This is a genomic window from Bacillus sp. AP50, from assembly GCF_040492675.1.
GTDB lineage: Bacteria > Bacillota > Bacilli > Bacillales > Bacillaceae_G > Bacillus_A > Bacillus_A cereus.
In genome coordinates, this window is sequence record NZ_JBEUTW010000413.1 from 1 (window position 1) to 4354 (window position 4354).

A 4354-nucleotide genomic window follows, 5' to 3' on the forward strand; every position below is an offset into this window, starting at 1 on the left:
GTTGGATATAGAATGCTCATACTTCTAAATGTATTTCTTACACTAGGACCAGTATTATGGCCGCTATTACTTTCTATTATTGGAAATGGTATGAATGCTAGTGCGGGCTGGTAAAAAGGAATATAAATTAGTTGTGTAAAGAATAGGATGAAAAGTTGATATAGAATTTTAAATGTTTAAGAGAACATGTTTACATAAAAAATGAAAACATGTTCTCTTTTTATTTGCATGCATAACTCTTCCTCAGTTTACCGTATTTAAATTTAAACGTAAGTATTTCGTAAGGAATGGATAAGAAAAAAGAGAGATTTATCATATAGGATGAAAGTATAGCTTGAATCAATCCGATATTAATGGAGGAGAGAAAGCCTTATGAAAAAATGTAATTCAATTAAGTTAGCAAGTTTTGCAGTTTTATTAGCGGGTACTGCTCTATTTACACCTGGTTTTACTGTGACTGCAGAGTCAACTCAAAATATTTCTAGTTCGTCACAAGTACATGATCAAAAGAATCGTAATGGCTGGAAACAAGTAATGCAGGAAACAGTACAGCTTGGTGCTGTAGGAATATTAGCTAAGACGTCTAATAACGGAAAAACTAGTAGTTTTACTGCTGGCGTGGCGGACTTAAGTACAAAGAAACCGGTGAATTCGGATTATCGCTTTCGGATTGGTAGTGTGACGAAGTCGTTTACTGCCACGACTATTCTTCAATTAGTAGGAGAAAATCGCTTACAACTTGACGATCCAATTGAAAAGTGGCTACCGGGTCTCGTGCAAGGAAATGGGTATGATGGTAATCAAATTACGATACGACAACTTTTGAATCATACGAGTGGTATCGCTGAATACTTAAAGTCAAAAGACGCGGACATAATGAATTCGAAAAAAACGTATACAGCAGAAGAAATAGTGAAAATAGGCCTTTCGCTGCCTCCAGATTTCTCGCCGGGTAAAGACTGGTTGTATTCAAACACAGGATACGTAATACTAGGAATGCTTATTGAAAAAATAACCGGAAATAGTTATGCGGAAGAAATCGAAAAGCGAATTATTGAACCTTTGGACCTATCAAATACGTTTTTACCAGGAAATTCACCCGTCATCCCAGGAAAGAATCATGCTCGTGGATATGTGAAAATGGAAGGAACAGGCGAGTTGAAAGATATTACGTATTATAATCCGAGTTTAGCTAATGCAGCTGGAGATATGATTTCTAATGCGGATGATTTAAATAAGTTCTTTTCATCTTTACTCGGTGGTAAGTTACTGAAGGAGCGCGAGCTAAAAGAAATGCTTACTACAATTCCTATAGAAGGAAAAGGGGTTGGTGACGCATACGGTCTTGGAATCTATGAGACTAAACTTCCAAACGGTGTTTCAGTTTGGGGGCATGGAGGAGGAATTCCTGGATTTACAACTTTTGCTGGGGGAGTAATTGGAGGCAAACATACATTGGCTATCAGTCTCAACTCTATAGGTGGGGTCGATATTGTTCCGCAGTTTAATAAAATGATGCAAATTGAATTTAATAAATAGATGAAAAGAAAGTGAATGGAATTTTGTTATAGTTATATTTAAAAGAGGTGCTTTTTTAAGTTCGCAACTATGGACAGTAGTTGCATTTATGATATGGCATCAAGTGTATTTCAAAGTGAAAATCAATCTTAATGCTTACGATAAAAATAAAAAGGATGTCAGTTACATGACATTCTTTTTATTTTGGATAAAAAAGGTATGTAGTTCTGAAAATTGTTATTTTTAAAATTATTAAATATAATGAAGGATATAGGGGCGCCAATTGGGGAGTTATGAATGGAAAATACTTTAGTTAGTTAAGTATTTCTCGTTTTAATCAAAATAATTATGAGTTGATTTGGAGTTGAATACAATGGGGGAAAATCATTATAAATGGAGTAATAAACAATTACGAGAGCATGTTGAAGTAATAGATGGTAAAAGAAGTCCGCACATTTTATGTAAGAACGCAACTTATTTAAATTCCTATATGCGCGAGTGGATGCAAGCAAATATTTGGATCTATGATGACCGGATTGTTTATGTAGGGGAAAAGCTGCCAGTGCAACTGCATGAATGTGAAGTCATTGATTGTGATGGAAAGTATGTAGTTCCAAGTTACATAGAACCTCATGCACATCCATATCAATTATATAATCCTGAAACTTTAGCGAATCATGCGATGCAGTTTGGGACAACAACTTTTATTAATGATAATTTAACTTTATTTTTCACATTACAACGTGAAGAAGCATTTCGTTTATTAGATGAATTTGAAAAGATTCCAGCAAGTATGTATTGGTGGTGTCGTTTTGATGGACAAACTGAATTGCAAAACGGGGAAACTTTATTTAATCGTGAAGAAATAATAGAATGGCTTAAGCATAAAGCAGTTCTTCAAGGCGGCGAACTAACAGCGTGGCCAAAACTATTACATGGCGATGATGAAATGTTAACTTGGATGCAGGAAACGAAGCGATTGCAGAAGAAAGTAGAAGGACATTTTCCAGGTGCATCTGAAACGACTTTAGCGAAGTTAAAACTGTTAGGTACAGATTGTGATCATGAAGCGATGACAGGGCAGGAAGCTTTCACTCGTCTTATGCAAGGTTACACTGTTTCCCTAAGAAATTCTTCAATCCGCCCAGATTTAGAAGTTTTACTGAAAGAATTGTTGGAACTAGGCGTAAAGCAGTTTGATAGATTCTTTTTTACAACAGACGGCTCACATCCTTCGTTTTATGAGAATGGAATGACAAACGTTATGATTTCTACCGCGATAAAACAAGGAGTGCCAGTAATAGATGCATACGATATGGCAAGTTATAATATTGCTCGTTATTATAATATGGAACATGTACATGGTTCGATTGCGACAGGTAGAATTGCTAATATCAATATTTTAGAAAGTAAAGAAAACCCAGTACCAATTAGTGTCCTTGCAAAGGGGAAATGGGTGAAGCGTGACGGTGTAAATACACATGAGGCATTACATATAGACTGGAGTAAACATAAAGTAACTCAATTATCATTAGATTGGTCAATAGAAAAAGAGGATATGATTTTCTCTAATAAAACGGGGATACACTTATTAAATAACGTTATTACAAAACCATACACTAGTGAAATCAATATAGACTGTGATGAATTGTCCACAGATCATGATGAATGTTTCCTTATGATGATTGCTCGTGATGGCAGTTGGCAAGTGAATATAGCTGTCAAAGGTTTTGCAAAAGAACTAGGTGGGCTTGCTAGCTCTTATTCTGGTACAGGTGACATCATTCTTATCGGAAAAAGAAAAGAAGATATGCTTACAGCTTTTCGTAGAGTAAAAGAGCTCGGTGGTGGAATGGTCATAGTAGAAAACAATGAAGTGTTACACGAAATAGCATTACCATTGCTCGGGATTATGTCTAATTTAAAAATGAGAGAATTAATACAGGAAGAGAAACAGATGGTGAAATTACTACAAGAGCGTGGCTACGCGTATGATGATCCAGCATTTACAATTTTATTCTTTTCTGCGACGCACTTGCCTTTTATACGAGTAACACCTATAGGATTATATGATGTGAAAAGTAGTAAGGTAGTTGCCCCGCCCGTGAATTTGATAAAGCAATATTAAAAGGAAAGATCCTATAAAAATTTTATTTTATAGGATCTTTCTTATTATTAGCATAAGAATATTGTAAGCCTCAAATGATATAGTATCTAAATCATTTGAGGTGATATGTAAATATGAAAAAAATATTTTACATTTTAAGCGTATTTATTCTGTGTGTATCGATACAACACGTTGTACATTCCCAATCAGATGCACCAGAGTTATCTTCGGATTGTCTCGAAGAAAGAAAAGTTAGAGATGAAAAGTATGTGAAGAATATAATACAGGACATTAAATCCACATTTAATTTAAATATTGATGAACATAGTTTTTGGGAAGTAAGTAAAAGAGATCTGGAGGCTGCTCATTTGATGTATGGTGGAAAGGAAAATGATTCTTATTATACTTCGCTAACTAAAATTTATGACAGTGGTGGATTTAGCGAACAGCCCAGCCTATTTGTGAGGGCGCAAGAAGCATTTTTACTTTATAAAGAAAAAGATAATATCAATGTAATGAAAAGCCTAAAACTAGACGTTGAAAAAGGGGAATGGCTCGTTATAAAAACGAAAAAGAAGAAAGGGAAAAAAGTGAAATTTAAGCCGTTGCAATGTGAAAAAGATTATATGAAAAAGAGAAATGAATAACAAAATACTTATTCATGCTGTTTTTATTCAACGATATTTTGCTGTTGATTTGAAATAGAAAAAGGTAAACAAACATATTAGC

General features: G+C 34.6%; 4 protein-coding genes. All 4 read left to right on the forward strand.

Annotation, left to right across the window (positions count from 1 at the left end; genetic code table 11):
* Positions 1-114: DUF3902 family protein (locus ABWK52_RS23570; protein WP_353772177.1), on the forward strand; the 114-nt coding region annotated here is incomplete at its 5' end.
* Positions 115-372: 258 nt separating this feature from the next.
* Positions 373-1539: a serine hydrolase domain-containing protein gene (locus ABWK52_RS23575; protein WP_000710637.1), complete on the forward strand. Its 1167-nt coding sequence runs from the start codon at positions 373-375 to the stop codon at positions 1537-1539.
* 352 nt (positions 1540-1891) lie between these two features.
* Positions 1892-3646, forward strand: a complete 1755-nt coding sequence (locus ABWK52_RS23580) for an adenine deaminase (protein WP_098289852.1) — start codon at positions 1892-1894, stop codon at positions 3644-3646.
* A 113-nt stretch (positions 3647-3759) separates the two neighbouring features.
* The gene (locus ABWK52_RS23585; RefSeq protein ID WP_098509009.1) at positions 3760-4272 is read left to right on the forward strand and encodes a hypothetical protein; all 513 of its coding nucleotides are present in this window, start codon (positions 3760-3762) and stop codon (positions 4270-4272) included.
* Positions 4273-4354: the final 82 nt, after the last annotated feature.

Excerpts from the sequence above, each read along its gene's own strand:
- ABWK52_RS23575 (WP_000710637.1), top strand. The coding sequence starts at position 373 with ATGAAAAAATGTAATTCAATTAAGTTAGCAAGTTTTGCAGTTTTATTA.
- ABWK52_RS23580 (WP_098289852.1), top strand. The coding sequence starts at position 1,892 with ATGGGGGAAAATCATTATAAATGGAGTAATAAACAATTACGAGAGCAT.
- ABWK52_RS23585 (WP_098509009.1), top strand. The coding sequence starts at position 3,760 with ATGAAAAAAATATTTTACATTTTAAGCGTATTTATTCTGTGTGTATCG.